The sequence below is a fragment of the Streptomyces sp. NPDC058307 genome (assembly GCF_042880295.1).
GTDB lineage: Bacteria > Actinomycetota > Actinomycetes > Streptomycetales > Streptomycetaceae > Streptomyces.
The window spans coordinates 1-2,500 of sequence record NZ_JBHVYZ010000158.1; the positions used below are offsets into that span (position 1 = coordinate 1).

At 70.0% G+C, this 2,500-nt stretch carries 2 protein-coding genes; both read left to right on the forward strand.

Going from position 1 to position 2,500, the window contains the following annotated elements; all coding sequences use genetic code 11:
* On the forward strand, window positions 1–394 hold a 394-nt coding region (locus tag ACFVYN_RS41230; RefSeq protein ID WP_390008039.1), incomplete at its 5' end, for a phosphopantetheine-binding protein.
* Window positions 391–2,500, forward strand: a 2,110-nt coding sequence (locus tag ACFVYN_RS41235) for a condensation domain-containing protein (protein ID WP_390008042.1), incomplete at its 3' end; no start/stop codon positions are given. The genes ACFVYN_RS41230 and ACFVYN_RS41235, both read left to right, overlap by 4 nt.

Genomic DNA, 2,500 nt, shown 5'->3' on the forward strand with positions numbered 1-2,500 from the left:
GGCGGTCGTGCCGCTGGACGCCCTGCCGATGACGGTGAACGGAAAGCTGGACCGCAAGGCTCTTCCGGCTCCCGACTACGGAGCCGGTGCCGACATGGGCCGGGAGCCGGCCACCGCCCGCGAGAAGAGTCTGTGCGCGGCCTTCGCGGAGGTCCTCGCACTGCCCAAAGTCGGCGTCGACGACGACTTCTTCGCCCGGGGCGGTCACTCCCTGCTGGCGACCAGGCTGGTGAGCAAGGTGCGCACCGTACTCGGCGAAGAAATACCGATCCGGGTGCTGTTCGAGACGCCCACACCCGCCGGACTCGCCACCTGGCTCGCCGAACACGGCGGCCGCCGCGAGAAGCCCCGGCCCACGTTGCGGCCGATGCGTCAGCAGGAGGAGTCCCGATGATCCCGATGTCGTTCGCACAGCGCCGGCTGTGGTTCATCGCGCAGCTCGAGGGCACGACCGCGATGTACAACATCCCGGTCGGCCTGCGGCTGCTCGGTGAGATCGACCGTACGGCTCTCGCGGCGGCGCTGCGGGACGTACTGGGCCGCCATGAGGTTCTGCGTACGGTCTTCGGGGTGTCGGAGGGCGAGCCGCACCAGCGCATCCTGCGCCTTGACGACCTGGACTGGGAGCTGGAGGTCGTCGAGGTCACTCCCGAGGAGCTGCCTGAGGCCGTCGCGAAGGCCTCCGGACATGTCTTCGACCTCGAGAGCGAAGTGCCGGTCAGGGCCTGGCTGTTCGCCGCCGGTCCCGAGGAGCACGTGCTGCTCATCGTGATGCACCACATCGCCAGCGACGGCTGGTCCACCGCGCCGCTGGGCCGCGACCTCACAGCGGCGTACGCGGCCCGGCGGGAGGGCCGCGCACCGGTCTGGGAGCCGCTGGCGGTGCAGTACGCGGACTACGCGCTGTGGCAGCGTGACCTGCTCGGCGACGGGGACGACCCGGACAGCCTGCTGGCCGAGCAGGTGACGTACTGGCGGCAGACCCTCTCCGGTGCTCCGGAGGAACTGAACCTGCCCTTCGACCGGCCCCGCCCGACGGTGGCCAGCCATGAGGGGCACCGGGTCGACTTCACCGTGCCCGCCGAGACCCATCGTCGGCTGTCGGAGATGGCCAGGGCCGAGGGCGCGACCTTTTTCATGGTCGTGCAGTCCGCCCTGGCGGTCGTGCTGTCGCGGCTGGGGGCAGGGTTCGACATATCCATCGGGTCGGTGATCGCCGGACGTACCGACGAGGCGCTGGACGACCTGATCGGGTTCTTCGTCAACACCCTGGTCGTACGCACCGATCTGACCGGCGACCCCAGCTTCACGCAGCTGCTGTCACGGGTGCGCGAGTCGAGCCTCAGCGCCTTCGAATACCAGGACATCCCCTTCGAGCGCCTGGTCGAGGAACTGGCACCGGCCCGATCCCTGTCGCGCCATCCGCTGTTCCAGGTCATGCTCACCGTGCAGAACCACGGCCGGGGGTCGCTGATCCTGCCCGGTGCCCGGGTGGAGGGCCTGGCAGGTGCGGCTGCAACTACAGGTCCCGCCGTGGCGAAGTTCGACATGGACGTACACGTCGGCATCAGGGAGACGTTCGACGAGTCCGGACGGCCGGCCGGACTGCGTGGCGCGCTGACCGTCTCCGCCGACCTCTTCGACCGGGAGTCGGCCGAGGGCATCGCGGGCCGGCTGGTCCGTGTCTTTGAGACGGTGGCGGACAACCCGGGCCTGCGGTTGAGTGCAGTGCCGGTCCTCGACGAGGCCGAGCGGCGTCAGGTGCTCGTGACCTGGAACGACACCACTGCGGACATCCCCCGGGGGACCGTGCGGGAGCTGTTCGAGGCGCAGGCGGCACGGACACCGGACGCGATCGTCGTGCAGTACGGCGAGTCCGGACTCTCGTACGCCGAACTCGACGCCCGTGCCAACCGGTTGGGCCGGCACCTGATCAGCACGGGCGTAGGACCCGAGTCGGTCGTCGCGATCCTGATGGACCGCTCGGCGGATCTGGTGGCGGCGATGCTGGGCGTGCTGAAGGCGGGCGCCGCGTATCTGCCTGTGGACCCCGGCCAACCGGCGGAACGTATCGCCTTCATGCTCGCGGACGCCGACGTCGCGAGCGTGATCTCGACGTCCGCGCACCTGGCTGCGCTGCCACCGGACACCGACGTCGTGGTGCTGGACGAGACGCCGGTGATCGAGGCTCTGGCAGAGCTGGACGACAGCGCCCCGGGCGACAAGGAGCGCCGCGGCCCGGTACTCCCGGAACACGCGGCGTATGTCATCTACACCTCCGGATCGACAGGTCGGCCCAAGGGTGTGGTGGTCTCGCACGCCGGTCTCGGGAGCCTGGTGGCGGCACAGACGGAGCGGTTCGAGGTGACGGGCGACAGCCGCGTGCTGCAGTTCGCCTCGATCGGCTTCGACGCGGCCGGCGCCGAGATCTGGGTGACGCTGTGCTCGGGTGCGTGTCTGGTGGTGGGGGGTGTGGGGGAGTTGGTGCCGGGGCCGGTGT